The organism is Vibrio penaeicida, assembly GCF_019977755.1.
Lineage (GTDB): Bacteria > Pseudomonadota > Gammaproteobacteria > Enterobacterales > Vibrionaceae > Vibrio > Vibrio penaeicida.
The window spans coordinates 707,821-725,762 of record NZ_AP025144.1 but is presented as its reverse complement, the minus strand read 5'-3'; the positions used below and the strand labels follow the sequence as shown (position 1 = coordinate 725,762).

General features: G+C 44.3%; 20 protein-coding genes. 12 read left to right on the top strand and 8 right to left on the bottom strand.

Annotated elements, in window-relative coordinates; all coding sequences use genetic code 11:
- The first annotated feature begins 26 nt into the window (after window positions 1-26).
- The 7 genes from sfsA to panC all read left to right on the top strand — a co-directional run bounded on the left by sfsA (window position 27) and on the right by panC (window position 5,910).
- Window positions 27-746, top strand: a complete 720-nt coding sequence (gene sfsA, locus LDO37_RS03565; RefSeq protein WP_126608845.1) for a DNA/RNA nuclease SfsA — start codon at window positions 27-29, stop codon at window positions 744-746.
- Window positions 747-871: 125 nt separating this feature from the next.
- On the top strand, window positions 872-1,321 hold the full coding sequence (gene dksA / locus LDO37_RS03560) for an RNA polymerase-binding protein DksA (RefSeq protein ID WP_126608846.1): 450 nt from the start codon (window positions 872-874) through the stop codon (window positions 1,319-1,321).
- A 52-nt stretch (window positions 1,322-1,373) separates the two neighbouring features.
- Window positions 1,374-2,282: a tRNA glutamyl-Q(34) synthetase GluQRS gene (gene gluQRS / locus LDO37_RS03555; protein ID WP_126608847.1), complete on the top strand. Its 909-nt coding sequence runs from the start codon at window positions 1,374-1,376 to the stop codon at window positions 2,280-2,282.
- 81 nt (window positions 2,283-2,363) lie between these two features.
- On the top strand, window positions 2,364-3,713 hold the full coding sequence (gene pcnB / locus LDO37_RS03550; protein ID WP_221768564.1) for a polynucleotide adenylyltransferase PcnB: 1,350 nt from the start codon (window positions 2,364-2,366) through the stop codon (window positions 3,711-3,713).
- A complete protein-coding gene (gene folK / locus LDO37_RS03545; RefSeq protein ID WP_126608849.1) occupies window positions 3,710-4,195 on the top strand; it encodes a 2-amino-4-hydroxy-6-hydroxymethyldihydropteridine diphosphokinase in 486 nt (161 codons plus the stop codon). The genes pcnB and folK (LDO37_RS03545) overlap by 4 nt, the downstream gene beginning before the upstream one ends.
- A 23-nt stretch (window positions 4,196-4,218) precedes the next feature.
- Window positions 4,219-5,013 (top strand): 3-methyl-2-oxobutanoate hydroxymethyltransferase, encoded by a 795-nt coding sequence (gene panB, locus LDO37_RS03540; protein WP_101113289.1) that lies wholly within the window; start codon window positions 4,219-4,221, stop codon window positions 5,011-5,013.
- 9 nt (window positions 5,014-5,022) lie between these two features.
- Window positions 5,023-5,910 carry a pantoate--beta-alanine ligase gene (gene panC / locus LDO37_RS03535; protein WP_126608850.1) on the top strand — a complete coding sequence of 296 codons (888 nt, stop codon included), beginning with the start codon at window positions 5,023-5,025 and terminating at the stop codon, window positions 5,908-5,910.
- A 172-nt stretch (window positions 5,911-6,082) separates the two neighbouring features.
- Here panC and LDO37_RS03530 read toward each other — a convergent pair whose 3' ends face one another.
- The 3 genes from LDO37_RS03530 to LDO37_RS03520 form a co-directional block, all read right to left on the bottom strand.
- Window positions 6,083-6,853, bottom strand: a complete 771-nt coding sequence (locus LDO37_RS03530; RefSeq protein WP_101113291.1) for an ABC transporter permease — start codon at window positions 6,851-6,853, stop codon at window positions 6,083-6,085.
- A 4-nt stretch (window positions 6,854-6,857) separates the two neighbouring features.
- The gene (locus LDO37_RS03525) at window positions 6,858-7,769 is read right to left on the bottom strand and encodes an ABC transporter ATP-binding protein (protein WP_126608851.1); all 912 of its coding nucleotides are present in this window, start codon (window positions 7,767-7,769) and stop codon (window positions 6,858-6,860) included.
- A 126-nt stretch (window positions 7,770-7,895) separates the two neighbouring features.
- Window positions 7,896-9,554 (bottom strand): SulP family inorganic anion transporter, encoded by a 1,659-nt coding sequence (locus LDO37_RS03520; protein ID WP_126608852.1) that lies wholly within the window; start codon window positions 9,552-9,554, stop codon window positions 7,896-7,898.
- Window positions 9,555-9,842: 288 nt separating this feature from the next.
- Here LDO37_RS03520 and can point away from each other — a divergent pair, with 288 nt between their 5' ends.
- Entirely contained in the window at window positions 9,843-10,508 is a 666-nt protein-coding gene (can, locus tag LDO37_RS03515) for a carbonate dehydratase (RefSeq protein WP_101113294.1), read from the top strand.
- 281 nt (window positions 10,509-10,789) lie between these two features.
- Here the strand turns inward: can and LDO37_RS03510 are convergent, their stop codons facing one another.
- The 3 genes from LDO37_RS03510 to folB are packed head-to-tail and all read right to left on the bottom strand — an operon-like array spanning window position 10,790 to window position 12,440.
- A complete protein-coding gene (locus tag LDO37_RS03510) occupies window positions 10,790-11,593 on the bottom strand; it encodes an undecaprenyl-diphosphate phosphatase (protein ID WP_101113295.1) in 804 nt (267 codons plus the stop codon).
- On the bottom strand, window positions 11,590-12,084 hold the full coding sequence (gene folK / locus LDO37_RS03505) for a 2-amino-4-hydroxy-6-hydroxymethyldihydropteridine diphosphokinase (RefSeq protein ID WP_126606536.1): 495 nt from the start codon (window positions 12,082-12,084) through the stop codon (window positions 11,590-11,592). The genes LDO37_RS03510 and folK (LDO37_RS03505) overlap by 4 nt, the downstream gene beginning before the upstream one ends.
- Window positions 12,081-12,440, bottom strand: coding sequence for a dihydroneopterin aldolase (folB, locus tag LDO37_RS03500; protein WP_126606541.1), 360 nt, complete (start codon window positions 12,438-12,440; stop codon window positions 12,081-12,083). Before folB ends, folK (LDO37_RS03505) begins: the two co-directional genes overlap by 4 nt.
- Window positions 12,441-12,552: 112 nt before the next feature.
- Between folB and plsY the strand changes: the two genes are divergently transcribed.
- Window positions 12,553-13,158: a glycerol-3-phosphate 1-O-acyltransferase PlsY gene (gene plsY / locus LDO37_RS03495; protein ID WP_104399954.1), complete on the top strand. Its 606-nt coding sequence runs from the start codon at window positions 12,553-12,555 to the stop codon at window positions 13,156-13,158.
- Between the two features lie 14 nt (window positions 13,159-13,172).
- Here the strand turns inward: plsY and LDO37_RS03490 are convergent, their stop codons facing one another.
- A complete protein-coding gene (locus LDO37_RS03490; RefSeq protein ID WP_126606537.1) occupies window positions 13,173-13,988 on the bottom strand; it encodes an alpha/beta fold hydrolase in 816 nt (271 codons plus the stop codon).
- A gap of 125 nt (window positions 13,989-14,113) precedes the next feature.
- The gene (gene tsaD, locus LDO37_RS03485) at window positions 14,114-15,133 is read right to left on the bottom strand and encodes a tRNA (adenosine(37)-N6)-threonylcarbamoyltransferase complex transferase subunit TsaD (RefSeq protein WP_101113300.1); all 1,020 of its coding nucleotides are present in this window, start codon (window positions 15,131-15,133) and stop codon (window positions 14,114-14,116) included.
- Between the two features lie 209 nt (window positions 15,134-15,342).
- Between tsaD and rpsU the strand changes: the two genes are divergently transcribed.
- The 3 genes from rpsU to dnaG all read left to right on the top strand — a co-directional run bounded on the left by rpsU (window position 15,343) and on the right by dnaG (window position 17,870).
- Complete coding sequence (rpsU, locus tag LDO37_RS03480; protein WP_001145625.1) at window positions 15,343-15,558, top strand: 30S ribosomal protein S21; 216 nt, start codon at window positions 15,343-15,345, stop codon at window positions 15,556-15,558.
- 25 nt (window positions 15,559-15,583) lie between these two features.
- Complete coding sequence (locus LDO37_RS03475; RefSeq protein ID WP_101113301.1) at window positions 15,584-16,027, top strand: GatB/YqeY domain-containing protein; 444 nt, start codon at window positions 15,584-15,586, stop codon at window positions 16,025-16,027.
- A gap of 100 nt (window positions 16,028-16,127) precedes the next feature.
- The gene (gene dnaG / locus LDO37_RS03470; protein WP_101113302.1) at window positions 16,128-17,870 is read left to right on the top strand and encodes a DNA primase; all 1,743 of its coding nucleotides are present in this window, start codon (window positions 16,128-16,130) and stop codon (window positions 17,868-17,870) included.
- Window positions 17,871-17,942: the final 72 nt, after the last annotated feature.

Sequence of the window (17,942 nt, the reverse complement as noted above, 5' to 3'; positions counted from 1 at the left end):
CAGTATCAAACCCCAAACGACGACTTATGGAATTTACTTCACCATTACAACGCGCAACGTTAATCAAAAGATACAAACGCTTTCTGGCAGATATAGAACTGGATGACGGCTCCGTTACCACCATCCATTGCGCCAATACAGGAGCAATGACCGGTTGCGCCGATCCCGGCAATACAATTTGGTATTCCGTATCCGATAACCCGAAAAGAAAATACCCATACAGTTGGGAGCTTTCACAAAATGCTCAAGGCGACATGATATGCATCAATACAGCTAAACCCAATGCATTGGTGGTTGAAGCAATCAAACAAGGTCGCATTCCCGAGCTAATTGGGTACGACTCTTTGAGAACAGAAGTGAAATACGGTAGTGAAAACAGCCGCATCGATGTCCTTCTAGAAAGCGAAGATCGCCCGAAGTGCTATATTGAAGTGAAAAGTGTGACTTTATTAGAGGAAAATGGACAAGGCTATTTTCCTGATGCAGTCACAACGCGAGGACAAAAGCACCTTCGCGAGTTGATGGAAGTCTCAAAAAATGGAAGCAGAGCCGTACTTTTTTTTACTGTTTTACATACTGGTATTGAAAAAGTGTCTTCAGCACACCATATAGATGCGAAATATTCACAACTGTTAAATCAAGCGAAAGAAAGTGGCGTGGAGATATTGTGCTACAAAGCCAAACTCTCTGAACGTGAAATGCAACTGATTCAAAATGTTGAATTTATCAACAACAATGAAAAATGATGCGAACTTCACAATGGCAAGGGCCCACTATTACGAGTCGTTGCCACCAGCTTTTCTTTCTGCTATAGATACCCGCCTTAATTTGTCTGCTGGTCAGTCAAAAAGGTGTAAGTAGGAGATGCTGTATGCCAGAAAGTAACAAAAGAAAAACGCTAGGCATCCTAGCAATTGCAGGGGTTGAGCCTTACCAAGAAAAGCCAGGTGAAGAGTACATGTCACCTGAGCAGTTAGCTCACTTTACAAAGATTTTAGACGCTTGGCGCAATCAGCTCAGGGAAGAAGTCGATCGCACTGTGCATCACATGCAAGATGAAGCATCAAACTTTCCAGATCCTGTTGACCGTGCTTCACAAGAAGAAGAATTTAGTTTAGAGCTGCGTAACCGAGATCGTGAGCGCCGCCTGATTAAAAAAATTGAGAAGACGCTTGATAAAATCGAAGATGGTGACTTTGGTTACTGTGAATCTTGTGGTGTTGAAATTGGCATCCGTCGTTTAGAAGCTCGCCCAACTGCTGATTTGTGTATCGATTGTAAAACGCTTGCTGAAATGAAAGAAAGACAAATGCAAGGCTAATTCAGCTGCGCTAAAGCAAGGATAAAAGGGAGCCGATTCGCTCCCTTTTTTGATGAATACCATGAGTAAATCCAATTACATAGGGCGCTTTGCCCCATCCCCATCTGGTCCTCTTCATTTTGGCTCACTTATTGCCGCTTTGGGTAGCTACTTCCAAGCTAAGTCCCTACATGGAAAGTGGTTGGTTCGAATGGAAGATCTCGATCCACCCAGAGAAATGATTGGCGCGGCGGGTTTGATTCTATCGACTCTCGAAAAATATCACCTATTTTGGGATGACGAAGTCATTTATCAAAGTCAACGCCACAACGCCTACCAAGCACAAATAGATCAGTGGTTAAAAGATGGAGTGGCGTATTACTGCGAATGTAGTCGAAAGCAGATAAAAGAAGCGGGTGGTTTTTATCCTGGTACTTGCAGAGCAAAAAAATTGCTCAACGATCAACCCTGTGCCGTGCGACTTACCATGACGCACCCTGTGACTGAGTTCAACGATTTGCGACACGGTTCAATACCCATTCCAGCCTCTTTAGCACAAGAGGACTTTATTATTAAGCGACGAGATGGTTTATTTGCTTATAACCTTGCGGTTGTTTTAGATGATATTCATCAGGGCGTAACGGAAGTGGTTCGTGGAGCCGACTTAATCGAACCTACAGGTCGCCAAATCAGCTTATATCAAATGCTTAAAAAAACACCGGTTCAATACTTACACCTGCCGTTAGCCGTTGATGATAGAGGAAATAAGCTATCGAAGCAGAATCGTGCTGAGGGTATTCGCCAAGACAATCCCAAACCTGAAACATTGCTAGCAATGAGCTTCTTAGGCTTTGATATTACAAAAGAATTAGAGCAGGCTACTCAAGAAGAAATACTGCAATGGGGCATCGAAAACTGGCACTTAAAACAGTTACCAGACAAGATCAAAATCACGTCCCCATTCTCAAACAAGGACAGCTAAGCTATTATTAGCCGCAATTTTTGAGCACAAACGTAATAGAGGTGGGCTATTTTTAGTCAAGTTACTCGCTTTTGCCGTAAAATCCTTACCAGCAAGGGCCAACAAAATAGTCGCTCAAACGGAGAAATTACTCTGAATATTATTACACGAGAAGATCACAACATTTCTCGCAAACAGATAAGCGACAATGCACTGAAAGTGCTCTACCGCCTGCATAATGCTGGATACGATGCGTTTCTGGTAGGTGGTGGTGTACGTGACCTTTTATTAGGCGAACAGCCAAAAGATTTTGATATCGCGACTAACGCCACTCCAGAACAGATAAAAAGCCTGTTCAGAAACTGCCGTTTAATTGGTCGTAGATTCCGCCTTGCGCACATTATGTTTGGGCGCGATATCATAGAAGTTGCCACTTTCCGTGGTCATCATCAAGAACCGACTAAAAACGTTGCTGCGCAGTCTAAAGAAGGCATGCTGCTTCGTGATAATGTGTATGGCACCATAGATGAAGACGCTGAACGACGTGATTTCACTGTCAATGCAATGTATTACAACATTGCCGATTACAGTATTCACGATTATGCTGGCGGTATTGATGATCTTGATGATGGGCTAATCCGCCTCATCGGCGATCCAGAAACACGCTACCGAGAAGATCCGGTTCGAATGCTTCGTGCTGTTCGTTTTGCCGCGAAGTTGGACATGGATATCTGTGAAGGCACAGCAGCTCCAATCAAAGAGCTGGCGCACTTACTGCAAGACATCCCAGCAGCGCGATTGTTTGAAGAGTCACTAAAACTACTGCAGTCAGGCTACGGATTGGAAACCTACCACTTGTTACGTGAGTACGATCTTTTCCAACCATTGTTCCCTGAAATTGCTCGCGAATTTACTGAAGAACAAGAAAGCCCAACCGAAAAAATGATTGAGCTAGTATTGGAATCTACAGACAAACGCATCCAAGATGGCAAACGAATCAACCCTGCCTTCATGTTTGCAGCGTTACTTTGGTACCCACTGAATCAACTTGCTGAACGATTGATGGAAAAGCGAAATTTCGCTTACTACGACGCCATCATGGAAGCCAGTAATATGATTCTAGATGAACAAGTTAGAAGCCTTGCGATACCAAGACGCCACACAGCAACCATTCGAGAGATATGGCAGCTCCAGCTACGATTACCAAGACGCAATGGTAAGCGAGCAACTCGCCTACTTGAGTTGAACAAGTTCCGTGCGGGTTTTGATTTCCTTGAAATGCGTGGTGAAGTCGAGCAAGGTGACACCAAAGAGTTGGCGAAATGGTGGCAAACTTACCAAAATGCAGGTCGCAATATGCGCCAAGCTATGGTGAACGAATTAGGTGGTTCAAGTACTGGGCAACGCCGACGTAAGACGTACAGAAACAAAAAAAGAAAGCCACAGGAATGATTACCGTATACATCGCTGTTGGCAGCAATTTATCTGATCCCGTCACTCAGGCAAAACAGGGAATCGAAGCGCTTAAAGACATTCCAAATTCTGAATTTGTTTGCACTTCTTCCCTGTATAGCAGTACGCCAATGGGACCACAGAATCAACCCGACTACATCAATGCCGTGGTTGAATTAAAAACCAGTTTGACGCCACTTGAACTTCTCGATTGCACTCAAACAATCGAGCTAGAGCAAGGGCGTGTCCGTAAAGATGAGCGATGGGGACCAAGAACCCTCGATTTAGATATCATCTTATACGGCAATGAGGTGATCGATTCAGAGCGTCTCACCGTTCCACACTATGGAATGAAGGTAAGAGAATTTGTTCTCTACCCACTCGCTGAAATCGCACCACGTTTAACTCTCCCTGACGGGACGCAACTGCAGACATTGTTGGAGCAAACTGACCGTAATGGTCTCAACATCTGGTCGTCATAAGTTGCCCCTAATAAGGATATAAAATGAAAAACGTCACTATTAATACGCTCATGACCTGGAAGCAAGAAGGTCAAAAATTCGCTACATCGACTGCGTACGATGCCAGCTTCGCCCAATTGTTTGAAGAGCAAGAAATGCCACTGCTTTTGGTTGGTGATTCATTGGGAATGGTACTCCAAGGTGAAAGCTCGACATTGCCCGTCACCATTGATGACATTGCTTACCATACTCGATGTGTACGCGCCGGAAGCCCAAGCAGTCTTTTGCTGGCTGACATGCCGTTCATGACCTATGCAACCCCTGAGCAAGCTTGCGAAAACGCCGCTAAGCTCATGCAGGCGGGAGCAAACATGGTCAAAGTTGAGGGTGGAACTTGGCTCGCTGATACCATCAGCATGTTGACAGAACGCTCTGTACCTGTCTGCGCTCACCTTGGTTTGACTCCGCAATCTGTCAATATTTTTGGTGGCTTTAAAATTCAAGGTCGTGATGCCGAGCGTGCCGAGCAAATGGTACAAGATGCGATTGCTCTCCAAAACGCAGGTGCACAACTTCTAGTGCTGGAATGCGTTCCAGCCTCTCTTGCGAAGCGTATTACCGAAAGCCTAACGATTCCAGTGATTGGTATTGGTGCGGGTCCGGATACTGACGGTCAAATATTAGTGATGCATGATATGTTTGGTATTGCAGCCAACTACATGCCAAAATTCTCCAAGAACTTCCTAGCTGAAACTGGTGATATTCGTAAAGCCATTACGAAGTACAAGGACGATGTACAAAATCAGATTTTCCCAGGTGTCGAGCACACCTTTGAGTAAGGAAACATAATGCAAACTTTCACTGATATTGCATCCCTTAGAGAACAAATCAAACAGTGTAAACGCGATGGTCGTCGTATTGCATTTGTGCCAACCATGGGCAACTTGCACGAAGGGCATCTTACACTTGTGCGAAAGGCTCGTGAGCACGCCGACATTGTGGTGGCAAGTATTTTTGTTAACCCGATGCAATTTGAACGCACGGACGACTTAAATAACTACCCGCGCACGCTTGAAGAAGATTTGAGCAAGCTGAACGGTGAATCGGTCGAGTTTGTGTTTACGCCAACACCGGAAATCATGTATCCGGAAGGTCTCGATAAACAAACATATGTAGAAGTTCCAGGGCTGTCTCATATGCTTGAAGGCGCATCGCGCCCAGGACATTTCAAAGGCGTATCAACCATCGTTGCTAAGTTGTTCAACATTGTTCAGCCAGATATCGCATGCTTTGGCGAAAAAGACTTTCAACAACTTGGCATTATCCGTCAAATGGTCATCGATCTCGCCATGGATATTGAGATTATTGGTGTACCTACCGTCCGTGAAATGGATGGTTTGGCAATGAGTTCTCGCAACTCTTTACTTACCATTGACGAACGTCAGAGAGCACCTGTCGTTGCTCGTACCATGCGCTGGATCAGCAGCCAAATTCGTGGTGGGCGAGATGATTATGCTTCCATCATCGAAGATGCCAATGATCAGTTGCGCGCTGCCGACTTGCAGCCTGATGAAATTTTTATTCGGGATGCTCAAACGCTTCAACCTATTAAGAGTGAATCGTCTCAGGCTGTCATCCTAATTTCCGCCTACTTAGGAAAAGCTCGCTTGATTGACAATCAAGTATTTGAACTGACAAACGATGTGAAAGAGAGCAGTGAAGATAAAAGCGAGTAATAAGATATAAAGGTGAGTAACCACTTTTTCTCTTAAGTCTTAAGCTAAGGTCTTCTGGTTCAATTACATAAATGACAAAAACGGGTCGCTCAGGCGACCCGTTTTATATTTAATGCTTCTAGAAGCTATCATGCTCTAAAACACGCTCTCTTGAGCAAATGTCATTGATAGACTAGCTTCGCAGCCCTATCCCTTTAGCAACCAAATAATGCGCCACGGCGTACAAACCAATGATGAAAACACCTAAAACTCCAAAAGAAGTCGCAATGCCAACATCCGACACACCTAAAAAGCCATAACGAAATGCATTTACCATGTAAACAATTGGGTTAATTTTCGACACTCCCTGCCAAAATTCTGGAAGCAAGCTGATGGAATAAAACACACCACCTAAATAGGTTAATGGCGTTAGGACGAATGTAGGGATAATGGAGATATCATCAAATGTACCCGCAAATACCGCGTTGATGAGCCCACCTAATGAGAACACAACTGAAGTGAGAAAAACGGTGGCAATAATAATGCCCCAATGCTCCACTTGCAGATCGACAAAAAACAGTGAAACCAAGGTAACTATTGCGCCAACCAATAATCCACGTACCACGCCTCCCATTACAAAGCCGGCAATAATCACATAATTGGGTACCGGTGCGACCAACAGCTCTTCGATATTTTTCTGGAATTTCGCACTAAAAAAGGAGGAGGCGACATTAGAATAGGAGTTAGTGATCACCGACATCATAATAAGGCCAGGGACAATGTATTCCATATAGGAGAATCCGCCCATTTCACCAATTCTTGAACCAATCAGGCTACCAAATATAATGAAATATAGTGTCATAGTGATTGCTGGCGGAACCAGAGTTTGCACCCAGATCCGCATGAAACGATTCACTTCTTTCGCAAGTAGGCTTTGGAACGCTGTCCAATACAGTTGATACATGTCTTTACCCCTGCTCTCTTACAATGGTCACAAACAGCTCTTCCAGTCGATTGGCTTTATTGCGCATTGAGAGCACATGAACACCACTTTCTGTCAGTTGAGTGAATACATGATTCAACCCTTCTGTTTTTTCTAATTCAATCTCCAAGGAGTCATTCACTAAGCTCTGAGAATTAACACCAGTAAGCTCAGGCACTTTAGCGCCATGCTCTAAATCCAAAATAAAGGTTTCAACATGAAGCTTATTGAGTAGATCTTTCATCGTGGTGTTTTCAATCAACTCACCGCGATTGATAATGCCAATATTGCGACACAGCATTTCAGCCTCTTCTAAATAATGCGTTGTCAAAATAATGGTAATACCTTGCTCGTTGATTTCTTTTAGGAAATCCCACATCGAGCGTCGCAACTCAATATCGACTCCCGCTGTTGGTTCATCCAAAATCAATAATTGCGGCTCATGCATCAATGCCCTTGCGATCATTAAACGGCGCTTCATCCCTCCAGAAAGGTTTCGAGCTCGCTCTTCGCGTTTTTCCCACAAATCGAGTTTCGTCAGGTACTTCTGCGCGCGCTCTTTGGCCAACCCTTTGCTTACCCCATAGTAGCCCGCTTGTTGCAATACGATTTGCTCAACCGTTTCAAACTGGTTGAAGTTAAACTCTTGCGGTACTAGACCTAAATTTTGTTTTGCCAGTTCTAGGTGTGAATCAATATCGTGCTCAAAGACTTTCACGTTCCCTGAGCTTTTGTTTACGAGAGAGGTGATAATTCCAATGGTTGTCGACTTCCCCGCCCCATTAGGACCGAGAAGTGCGTAAAAATCGCCTTTTTCGACATTCAAACTGATGCCTTTTAAAGCTTCAAACCCACCCGCATAGGTTTTTCTAAGTTGTTCTATTTCTAATGCGTACATGCTTGCCGCGCTCTTTTCGAAGATAACCAAAAGGAAATGCTGACGATGTGTCAACTTTTCAAGTCTATTGCTCAAATAAAAAGCGCAGCTCGTTGGCTGCGCTTTTCTTTATTGTTTCAAACTCTGTTATTCAAAATCCGCTTTTCGAACGTATTTCACGGCTGATTTTAATGCCTCATAGCGGAACGAGAAGGTATTCCCATCGTCCACCAACTCAAGAACGTGGAACTTTTCAAGCTGCTGACGAGTACGTTCATTTGGGCATAACAAATACACTTCACAGTCAGCGTCTTTGGCATCTTTAATGGCATTTTCCAACGCTAAGCCAACCGTAACATCGATCATTGGAACATCGGTTAAATCCAAAATCATCACTTCATAATCGGAAATACTGCTGTGCTGGCGTGATATCGCCTTCGATACACTAAAAATCATAGGACCAGACAGATAGAAGAACAAAACCTTGCTGTTCGCACTATCAAGCAACTTTCTCTCGCTGTCGGTAAGTGGCACATCATCTTCATCGGCATCACTGATGGCCTTTACTTGGCGCGCTTGTTCGCGGCTCAGCCTTTCAATAATTATGATATTAGAAATGAATACGCCGAGCCCTACTGCAACTATCAAGTCAACAAATACGGTGAGAAGCATAACACCGTACATAATTGCCATACCTTGGACACTGACTTTATGTGCTCGCTGAATGAAACTCCAATCTAGGATATTAAAACCAACATACACTGCGATACCTGCCAATACCGCCATTGGAATCGGTTCAGTCAATCCGCTCGCAACCAGCACCACCAGCGCTAAAACAAGTGCACGTATAACGCCAGAGAGTGGTGAACGAGCGCCAACTTGAATGTTAGTTACGGTTCCCATGGTTGCACCTGCACCAGGCAAAGCACCAAACAGACCAGAAATCATGTTTGCAAGTCCCTGACCTCGTAACTCTTTGTCGGAGTCATGCTCTTTACGAGTCAATGAATCACCAATAACGGCGGTCAACAAAGTATCAATACACCCAAGAGTACCCAGTACCAACGCATCGATCACCATGGTGGTAAAGACTTCAGCATTTATGGTCGGAATAACAAAAGAAGGCAAACCGGCAGGGATTTCACCAATTCGACGAATACTATCGAAATCGAAAATGATGACAGAAAGAAGCGTTACCGCCACCAAAGCAACGAGCTGAGCAGGAACATATCGGCGATACTTTTTAGGGAAGAAGAATAAGATACCAAGGGTCAGCATCCCAAGGAACAGCTCACTGAACTTCATCCCTGAAACCATATCAGGCAGAGCACTCAACGTACCGGTTACGCCACCCGATGGAGCTGGATGACCTAACAATGGCGAAAGCTGCAAAATGATAAGTATCACACCAATGCCTGACATAAAGCCGGATATAACACTGTAAGGCATGAGGGTGACGTATTTGCCCAGTTTGAGCGTTCCGAGCATGATTTGAAATGCGCCCGCCATCATGACAACGGTAAACGTCATCGCCATCCCACTTTCTGGGTATTTCGCGGTCATGGTGGTCAATACTGCCGTCATAATAACGGTCATAGGACCCGTAGGTTCCGAGATCAGGCTAGATGAGCCACCAAATAAAGCAGCAAACAGACCAACCAGTATCGCCCCCCAAAGCCCAGCTTCAGCACCAGCTCCAGATGCGACACCAAATGCAAGCGCCAATGGCAATGAGATAATTGCCGTGGTGACGCCACCAAATAGATCACCCTTCAGATTCCAATCCGCGAATCGATTTCCAGTCAAAATATTGCTCCTGCATGAATAGAAATGCGGGCGGATTTTACCATTGAGTGACGCAAATCACACGACCATTTCACAATGTCATGACGAAATTGGTTATGAATAATTTATAAAACAAATGCAAACGTTTGCCATCAATGCATACGAGATATGAAAAAAGAGTAATAAAACATTTCAATTATTAACAAAATGCTAATCTGACCAGTCACAAAATCATCAAGAACATTGATTTGAAAGAGGTATGAGACGTCAAGCTTGTGTATAGTGGCGCAAATAAAAAGGAAATGTCGCATGCCGGATATCAAACAGTTATTTAACAATAACTCTTCTTGGGCTCAAACCATCAAGTCTGAAAAGCCTGAGTTTTTTACCAATCTCGCTGAAGCCCAGCACCCCGAATACCTTTGGATTGGCTGCTCTGATAGCCGTGTTCCAGCTGAACAACTGACCGGTTTAGCCTCTGGTGAATTGTTTGTTCATCGCAATGTCGCCAACCAAGTGATTCACACCGACCTAAACTGCTTATCCGTTGTGCAATACGCTGTAGATGTACTCAAGGTCAAACACATTATTGTATGTGGGCACTATGGTTGTGGTGGCGTTAATGCGGCAATAGAAAACCCTCAGCTAGGGCTTATCAATAACTGGTTGCTGCATATCCGAGATTTGTACCTAAAACACAGAAATTGGTTGGGCAGTCTTCCTCGTGAAGAATGGTCAAACAAACTGTGTGAAATTAACGTGGCCGAGCAAGTCTACAACCTAGGCAATTCCACCATCATGCACTCAGCGTGGGAGCGTGGTCAGGAAGTTCAAATTCATGGTTGGATTTACGGTATTGGCGATGGCGTACTCAATGATTTAGGCGTTCGCTGCCACAGCAGAGAATCGTTGGAAGTATCTTATCAGGCGTCTATCGCAAAAATATTAAACGTAGAAGCTAAAAATAACGATTGATATAAACCCAACCACTTATCTAATTTCCAACAAAAAGCGGTCGAATTATCGACCGCTTTTTGTTGGCTTATTTCTAAATAACCTGAACTCGGGATAAGGGGTTAGCTAATCTCTTCAAATACAGGTAGATTTCCAATAGATGAATTCTAATGAGCCATTTTTGCTTAAGACAAGGCGAAGCCACGAACCAATAACGGGTTATTGGGAGGGGGTTCAACGAAGTAATAAGTAAAAAGAGCCATTAGAAAGCAATCTGTTATCCCGAATTCAGGTTAAATATTTTAGTTCAACAACAAGAATGCTATCAGTCCAAATCCAAGGATCAAACGATAGATAACAAATGGCGTCATACCCATCTTGGAAATCAGTTTCAAAAAGAAATGAATACAGATATAAGCGCTGATGAACGAGGTCACAATACCCGTTAATAGGAATCCCATATGCACAGGCTCACCACTGGTGACCAATTTCATACCAAGGTAACCGCCTGCCAATGTGATGATTGGAATAGACATTAAGAATGAAAAACGTGCCGCGGCTTCACGAGTAAAACCAAGATACAGAGCTGCGGTGATCGTTGCCCCAGAGCGCGATGTCCCCGGAATCATTGCTAATGCCTGTGATACACCAATGAAGACAGATTTCTTCCAATCGGCAGCGTATTCATCATCTTTAAGCGGAGCATTTTTATCCACCCACCATAGCAGCAAGGCAAAGACGATGGTTGTCGTTGCGATGACCCAAGCACTACGTAAGTAGATTTCAATGATGTCTTTCATAAACAAACCAAACACGCAGGCCGGAATCGTGGCAATAACAATCATCCACGCCAGTTTAGCTTCTTTACTTCTGTCGCCTTTAAAAATGGACGCAAACAATGCAGCAAAAAGGGTAACGACTTCTTTACGAAAATAAATCACAACAGCAAGTAACGTCCCCACGTGAACGGCAACGTCAAATGCTAAGCCTTGATCTTCCCAACCTAGAATGGCGGAAGGCAAAATTAAATGGGCAGAACTGGAAATAGGAAGGAATTCTGTTAAACCTTGAATTAAGGCCAACATAAAAGCTTCAAAATAACTCATTGATTAAAATCGCTATCAAAAGGATTCACTGGCGTCAGCGAATCTAAATTATCCATTGTTTGCCAAACCTGCGTTACGGTTCTGCCATCATTTGGGATCACTAAATGAGGGCAAAGCTCATACATAGGCTGAATAACAAACGCGTATTTATAGATGTCTTCGCGTGGTAAAGATGGCGTACTCGAAACGATGTCACCATACAAAATAATGTCCAGATCTAATGTACGATCTTGCATTTTTTTTGCGTCAGGGTTTCGCCCCCAGCGAATTTCGGCTTCTCGTAACTTAGCCGCTAAATCGTCAAGATTTAACGGCGTTTTCATCTCGACGACCAGGTTATAAAAAGGACGACTCTCAAACCCAACCGAAGCACATTCGTAGACAGTCGAGATCCGAATTTGTTCACCCAGTTTACGTAACTCTGACAACGCAGCTTGAACGTGCTTTTTGCGTTCAATATTTGACCCTACACCTATATAGGTGACGATCATGCCTGACCTCGTTCGATCACAACACCAACGCTTTTTGCTTGAGGAACCGCACCAGGCTTAGCTAGGCGAATTTTCACCCAAGGCACTGAGAATTGGGACATAATTAACCCAGCCACTTCTTCAGCCACACGTTCTACTAACAAAAAGCGACCTTTTTCGATATGCTCTAATACCGCTCCGCTCACTTGAGCGTAATCAAGGGCATCAGCGACATCGTCACTCTTTCCTGCTGGCTGATTATCGTGCGCCATTTCAATATCTAGAACCAATTTTTGTTTTATTTCTTGTTCCCAGTCGTAAACCCCAATAGTGGTAATCACTTCCAATTGTTCGATGAATACTTTGTCTAAAGCCATTATTCTTCCTTTATCGTTTACAGGTCGGATACCCATTTGAGGTAAAAACCCGTAGAATATACTCGATTTTCCTAACCTAATCAGCATTACTTTTGGTGAATTAAGGACAAGCATGACACCCACTGCACTCATCATGATCATCTCCGCCTATTTGTTAGGTTCGATCTCTAGTGCCGTTTTAATTTGCCGCTTGTTCCGAATCCCAGATCCTCGAACAACAGGTTCTCATAACCCGGGGGCGACCAATGTACTCAGAAGTGGTTCTAAATTTGCTGCGGTATCAGTATTACTGATCGATATGCTCAAAGGCACCGTTCCTGTTTGGCTAAGTTGGTACCTTGGGGTAGAAGATGTCATTTTAGGCATAGTGGCCATTGCCGCTTGCTTAGGTCATATGTATCCGCTGTTTTTTCATTTCAGGGGCGGAAAAGGCGTGGCGACAGCACTGGGCTCCATGGCACCCATGGGGCTGGGTTTAATGGGAATGTTAATGGCAACGTGGGTAACGGTTGTCTTTTTTACTCGCTATTCTTCTGTTGCATCTATTCTCACTACGCTCATTGCGCCGCTCTATACATGGTGGTTTAGGCCGGAATACACGCTTCCTGTCTCTATGCTGTGTTGCCTAATCATTTTACGGCATCATCAAAACATTAAGCGTTTATATGAAGGTACGGAACCAAAGGTTGGCGACCGCACCTCCTCTTCTAAAGCTTAACCGTGCACTCAATTTTAACCGTAGACTCTATTTAAGAAGCTAATCAGTTTTTCATTAACGAAACTTGGCTGCTCTAGATTGCTGATGTGACCGGCATTAGGGATAACCGTTAATTCACTACCTGTAATAGCATCTTGCATCAAATACGATTCGAAAACAGGTCTTGGCTTATCTTGATCGCCCACCATAATGAGTGTAGGTAAAGCAAACTTTTCAATATCTTCAAACTGATCACGACGTCCAAATACAACTCGTCCTACTTGAGTAACATCAACAGCCGCCTCACCTTGTAATCGAGAAAGTGACTGACGGAAATTAGCGACCAACTCTGGGTTCTCAACTTCCGTATCTTTGGCGAAAAACAAAGGTACAATTGCGTCCAAGATAGGTTCAGGTATCGATTGGGCGAGCGCGATACCATCCAGCATTCCGAAATATTTGGCGTGTGTAATTTCCGGCTCCAGACCAACAAATGAGTCCATAATCACAAAAGCCTTTACTCGTGATGGGGCTAATGTGACAACTTCAGTTCCCCACATTCCGCCGACAGACAGACCAATAAGACTGAACTCTTCAATCTCCAAGCTATCCATTAGTGACAAAACATCTGACGCGTAGTCTTGAAGCGTGGAGGTTTGCTGCGGCAAAGCTTCGGATTTACCGTGCGCCCATAAGTCCGGCACGATACAGCGATATTGCTGACTCAACACCTCGATTTGAGGTGCCCACATATTGCTGTCCCACAGGTAACTGTGTCCAAACAGTAAAACCGGGCCTTGACCCACGTCTTGATAATGCATGGTTTGACCATGACGGGTGAAAGTAGGCATAGGAATCCTTTAGAAAATGCATACCCAAGTCACACCGGTTAAATGCAGCTTGGGAACTTACAGAAACGACCAGTTATTAGCTGGTCGCTATATGTGAATCACTTAGCGTCTATAGACCCTAGTAATTATGAATGAATCGGATCTAGCTGATCAATTGGCCAACGAGGCTTGGCTGAAACTGATAAGTCCGCCACCTCATCATTCTTAAGACGCTGCATACCGGCATAAGCAATCATGGCGCCGTTATCGGTACAAAATTCGGTACGTGGGTAATACACTTCCCCACCAATTTTATTAGCTAACGTTTCGAGATCGGCTCGTAGTTGTTTGTTTGCACTTACTCCCCCCGCTATAACAATGCGCTTCATGCCCGTTTGTTCTAGTGCTCGCTTGCACTTAATCACTAAGGTTGCACATACCGCTTCTTGAAACGCATAAGCGATATCAGCGCGGGTTTGATCATCGTTATCGTTCGCCGCTATGGTATTAGCCGCGAATGTTTTAAGGCCGGAGAAACTCATATCCAACCCAGGGCGATCAGTCATCGGACGCGGGAATTTAAATCGCCCCGGAGTTCCGTTTTCCGCCAAACGAGAAAGCAATGGACCACCAGGGTAATCTAGCCCCATTAATTTGGCGGTTTTATCAAACGCTTCACCCGCAGCGTCATCAATCGATTCACCCAGAATTTGGTACTCACCAATGCTTTTTACTTCCACCATCATGGTGTGTCCGCCAGAAACCAGCAAAGCAACAAAAGGAAATGGAGGGGGATTATCTTCCAGCATTGGAGCCAGTAAGTGACCTTCCATATGATGCACTGGAACGGCTGGTACTCCCCATGCGTAGGCTACGCTGCGACCAATCGTTGCACCCACTAATAGAGCCCCGACCAAACCAGGTCCGGCAGTGTATGCGACGCCATCAATGTCTTTTGATGTTAACCCAGCATCTTTTAGTGCTTCTTTAATCAATGGAATGGTTTTCTTTACATGGTCTCGAGAAGCAAGCTCTGGCACAACACCGCCGTAATCGGCATGAAGTTTAACTTGGCTATATAGCTTATGACTTAAAAGCCCTTTATGGTCATCGTAAATGGCGATGCCTGTTTCGTCGCAGGACGTCTCTATACCTAAAATGCGCATTACGTTCTCAGTATTAGCTAGAAATTGCGGCAAGTTTACCGCTACGAAAAAAAATTAACTAGTTCTGACGGCGATAATACTTTACAAAGGGTAACTGATCAGATTAAAATTCCGCACCATTTTTGATCAAGCTGGTTAAAGACCCTTCAGACTACTGACGGGTTGGTAAGGTACCAGCATTAACGAATAACCCCTGAGGTGAAAGGCATATGCCAGTAGTTAAAGTACGTGAAAACGAACCGTTCGACGTAGCTCTACGTCGTTTTAAGCGCTCTTGCGAAAAAGCAGGTATTCTTTCTGAAGTGCGTCGTCGTGAGCACTATGAGAAACCAACTACAGTTCGCAAACGCGCTAAAGCAGCAGCTCAAAAGCGTCACGCTAAGAAGCTAGCTCGCGAAAACGCACGTCGCGTTCGCCTGTACTAATAACTTGCTCCAAAAGGATTAAGTTATGGCTCTAATTGATAAACTCAAAGATGAGCAAAAATTAGCGATGAAAGCCAAGGACAAACCGCGCCTTGGCACAATTCGTTTAGCTCTGTCAGCCATTAAGCAACGTGAAGTCGATGAACGGATTACTCTGTCAGACGACGATATCCTTGCAGTGCTGACCAAAATGGTTAAACAACGTCGCGATTCAGTCGCTCAATTTGAATCTGCTGGTCGTCAAGATCTTGCAGACGCGGAGAAAACTGAAATCACTGTACTAGAGGACTTTATGCCTCAACCGCTAACCGAAGAAGAAGTAGTTGCACTGATTGATGCTGCTATTACTGAATCAAAACCAGCGGGCATGCAAGACATGGGTAAAGTGATGGGTGTTCTTAAACCGCAAATTCAAGGGCGCGCAGATATGGGTAAAGTCAGCGGACTCGTTCGCTCTAAATTGGCTTAAACCCAAATCAAATTGCAACAAGCCGTGCTATCCTCTGGAGTGCACGGCTTGTTTGTATCTGCAAGCCTCTTCTTTTCTTTGATTCAATATTCTGGATTTTATGGCAGGACAGATCCCTCGTTCTTTTATTGATGACCTCCTCGCGCGGCTTGATATCGTAGACATCGTCGATGCTCGAGTGAAGCTGAAAAAGAAAGGCAAAAACTACAGTGCTTGCTGCCCCTTCCATAACGAGAAGACCCCATCTTTTAGCGTAAGCCAAGAAAAACAGTTCTATCACTGTTTTGGTTGTGGTGCGCATGGCAATGCCATCGACTTCCTTATGGAGTACGAACGCTTAGAGTTTGTTGAAACCATTGAAGAACTCGCTTCCTATCTTGGATTAGAAGTTCCAAGAGAGCAACGAAGCGGAGGTGGCTTCAGCTCAGCTCCAAAAGCCAATACAGAGCAAAAGCGCAATCTTTACGACATGATGGGCAGCATTGCTCAGTTTTATCGTTCTCAATTAAAACTATCAAGCAGCAAGCATGCCATTGAGTACTTAAAAGACCGCGGTCTTTCAAAAGAAGTCGTTCAGAAATTCGGGATCGGTTATGTCGCTGATGAGTGGGATTTAGTCCGTAAAAACTTCGGACAATCTCAAACGAATCAAGACATGCTTGTTTCCGGCGGTATGTTGATCGAAAACGATAAGGGCAATCGCTACGACCGTTTTCGTGGGCGTGTCATGTTCCCGATTAGAGACAGGCGTGGGCGTGTCATTGGTTTTGGTGGGCGAGTCATTGGTGATGGCACACCAAAGTATCTCAATTCACCAGAAACCCCCATATTCCATAAAGGTAAAGAGCTCTATGGATTGTATGAGGTACTCCAAGCCTATCGAGAACCGCCTCAAATACTTGTAGTTGAAGGCTACATGGATGTGGTTGCCTTGGCACAATATGGAGTCGACTATTCCGTCGCATCGCTAGGTACATCCACCACTGGTGATCATCTGCAACTCCTGTTCCGACAAACCAATACGGTCGTTTGTTGTTACGACGGAGACAGAGCAGGTCGAGAAGCGGCTTGGAGAGCATTAGAAAATGCGCTTAGCTTTTTAAAAAGCGGTAATATTCTAAAGTTTCTTTTTCTTCCTGATGGGGAAGACCCAGACAGCTACATTAGAGCACACGGTAAAGAAGCTTTTGAAGAGCAGATGAAAAATGCCGAGCCTCTCTCTAATTACCTTTTTAGCAATTTACTTTCGCAAGTAGATGTCGGCAACAACGAAGGTAAAGCTGCATTAGAAGCGTTGGCACTGCCTTTAATACACAAAGTGCCTGATACCTCTATGCAAGATCAGCTATTAAAGCTGTTGGGACAAAAAACGGGAATTTACAAAAAACCATCCTTACCCAAACAGGATGGAAAGCCCCCTGCCCCGCATAAAGAAATCAAACGTACTCCAATGCGAGAAGTCATTGCCTTACTTCTACAGAACCCACATTACGTGGAGTTAGTACCAGATTTGACCAGCGTGCGGCATATTAACTTGCCGGGGTTAAGTTTATTTGAGGAAGTACTTGATAAATGCCGCTCTCATCCCAATATCAACACTGGCCAGCTACTTGAGCATTGGCGTAACGAGAAAAACGGATCACTGTTATCACGACTCGCAGGTTGGGAAGTACCACTCGAAGACGATAATCAGGAAGACATTTTCCTCGACTCACTGGATAACATTATTGCCCAGTGTGTTGAAAAACAAATTGAATCGCTACAAGCGAAAGATAGAAGTGTCGGCCTAACACCCGACGAAAAAAGAGAGCTCGTCGCTCTAATGCTGGACTTAAAGGCATAGATAACCACCATGTAGCGGTGAAATTATGTGCTAAGTTATCATAGTCATCAGCTATTTTTTTTGATAAAATTG

What these genes read in the sequence shown, in the direction of transcription:
- folK (WP_126608849.1), top strand. Translation starts at nt 3,710, where the DNA reads ATGATTACCGTATACATCGCTGTTGGCAGCAATTTATCTGATCCCGTC.
- panB (WP_101113289.1), top strand. Translation starts at nt 4,219, where the DNA reads ATGAAAAACGTCACTATTAATACGCTCATGACCTGGAAGCAAGAAGGT.
- tsaD (WP_101113300.1), bottom strand. Translation starts at nt 15,133, where the DNA reads ATGCGCATTTTAGGTATAGAGACGTCCTGCGACGAAACAGGCATCGCC.
- folK (WP_126606536.1), bottom strand. Translation starts at nt 12,084, where the DNA reads ATGATCGTCACCTATATAGGTGTAGGGTCAAATATTGAACGCAAAAAG.
- panC (WP_126608850.1), top strand. Translation starts at nt 5,023, where the DNA reads ATGCAAACTTTCACTGATATTGCATCCCTTAGAGAACAAATCAAACAG.
- dnaG (WP_101113302.1), top strand. Translation starts at nt 16,128, where the DNA reads ATGGCAGGACAGATCCCTCGTTCTTTTATTGATGACCTCCTCGCGCGG.
- LDO37_RS03475 (WP_101113301.1), top strand. Translation starts at nt 15,584, where the DNA reads ATGGCTCTAATTGATAAACTCAAAGATGAGCAAAAATTAGCGATGAAA.
- folB (WP_126606541.1), bottom strand. Translation starts at nt 12,440, where the DNA reads ATGGCTTTAGACAAAGTATTCATCGAACAATTGGAAGTGATTACCACT.
- plsY (WP_104399954.1), top strand. Translation starts at nt 12,553, where the DNA reads ATGACACCCACTGCACTCATCATGATCATCTCCGCCTATTTGTTAGGT.
- sfsA (WP_126608845.1), top strand. Translation starts at nt 27, where the DNA reads ATGGAATTTACTTCACCATTACAACGCGCAACGTTAATCAAAAGATAC.
- dksA (WP_126608846.1), top strand. Translation starts at nt 872, where the DNA reads ATGCCAGAAAGTAACAAAAGAAAAACGCTAGGCATCCTAGCAATTGCA.
- LDO37_RS03510 (WP_101113295.1), bottom strand. Translation starts at nt 11,593, where the DNA reads ATGAGTTATTTTGAAGCTTTTATGTTGGCCTTAATTCAAGGTTTAACA.
- LDO37_RS03490 (WP_126606537.1), bottom strand. Translation starts at nt 13,988, where the DNA reads ATGCCTACTTTCACCCGTCATGGTCAAACCATGCATTATCAAGACGTG.
- rpsU (WP_001145625.1), top strand. Translation starts at nt 15,343, where the DNA reads ATGCCAGTAGTTAAAGTACGTGAAAACGAACCGTTCGACGTAGCTCTA.
- can (WP_101113294.1), top strand. Translation starts at nt 9,843, where the DNA reads ATGCCGGATATCAAACAGTTATTTAACAATAACTCTTCTTGGGCTCAA.
- LDO37_RS03530 (WP_101113291.1), bottom strand. Translation starts at nt 6,853, where the DNA reads ATGTATCAACTGTATTGGACAGCGTTCCAAAGCCTACTTGCGAAAGAA.
- gluQRS (WP_126608847.1), top strand. Translation starts at nt 1,374, where the DNA reads ATGAATACCATGAGTAAATCCAATTACATAGGGCGCTTTGCCCCATCC.
- LDO37_RS03525 (WP_126608851.1), bottom strand. Translation starts at nt 7,769, where the DNA reads ATGTACGCATTAGAAATAGAACAACTTAGAAAAACCTATGCGGGTGGG.